This is a genomic window from Paraburkholderia bengalensis, assembly GCF_037126505.1.
Taxonomy (GTDB): domain Bacteria; phylum Pseudomonadota; class Gammaproteobacteria; order Burkholderiales; family Burkholderiaceae; genus Paraburkholderia; species Paraburkholderia bengalensis.
This window is the reverse complement of record NZ_JACFYJ010000262.1, coordinates 1-1,086: the sequence shown is the minus strand read 5'-3', so window position 1 is coordinate 1,086 and position 1,086 is coordinate 1. Positions and strand designations below refer to the sequence as shown.

Here is a 1,086-nt window from a genome sequence, read left to right as displayed (position 1 = left end):
CTCGATCCTTCGCGTGCCGCTTGCAGCGCATCGTCGTGTGGATGCGCGCGCGGCGCGCCGCCATGAATCAGACGACGCTCGAAGCCGAACCACGACGCGCTCGCATACGCCAGCGTGATCGCGAGCGCGAGCAGGGCTGTCACGTAGCGATCGAAATGCAGCGGCCACAGCGCGTACAGAATGGTCAGGTGGATCAGATAGATCGTGTAGCTGATCGTGCCGATATAGACCAGTACCGGGTTGCACAACACGCGCTTGACGATGCCCGTGCTCTGCAGCGCGATGACCACGATCGACGTGCACAGCACGAGCGATACGCTGTACAGACCCGCATTCGACAGCGGCGTATTCGCCGCGCGAAAACGCGGATAGTGCAGATGCAGCCACGCAAGCACGGCAAGCGCCGCGCACACGCCGAGCACGGCCAGCCATCTGAACGGCTGGAGTGCATTTGCGTCGCGTCGCACGGCGACGGCGAGCAGCGCGCCCGCAGCAAGCAGATCCATGCGGAACGGCGTCAGGTAGTAGATCGGCCAGAACGAATCGAACCAGGGCGTCGCGACGGCGCGCAACAGGGGCACGAGCACGATTAGGCCGGCAGCGACGAAACCGAGCGCGCGCTCGGGCACGAGCAGGATCACGAACGGCCAGACGATATAGAACTGCTCTTCGACGGCGAGCGACCACAGCACGTTGAGGCTGTCATGTCCGCTTTGTCCGAGTGCATCGCCGATATTCGTCGCGAAGAATGCGTACCACTCCCAGTGCTGCGCCCAGCCGAGCCCGAACAGCAGCGACGACACCAGCATCAGCAGCAGATACGGCGGCAGGATGCGCCGTGCGCGGCGCGCGTAGAAATAGCTGAAATACGACTGCGCGCGCGCCTTGCGCTCCAGCAGGATGCCCGTGATTAGAAAGCCGCTCAGCACGAAAAACAGATCGACGCCCATCCAGAGCGGCGCCTTCAGGGCGTGCTGCGCGAATACCGCGAGCACCGCGATCGCGCGCAGGCCGTCGAGCTGGACGATGCGTCGGTTGTGAGAAGGCGTTGCGGGCAGGGTGCTGGCTGTCATGAACGTCCGTGTA

The 1,086-nt window shown here is 64.0% G+C and carries 1 protein-coding gene; it reads right to left on the bottom strand.

Annotated features, from left to right (window positions below):
- Positions 1 to 1,073 (bottom strand): acyltransferase family protein (locus H3V53_RS43125; RefSeq protein WP_336603031.1); only part of this gene is annotated, 1,073 nt, incomplete at its 3' end.
- Positions 1,074 to 1,086: the final 13 nt, after the last annotated feature.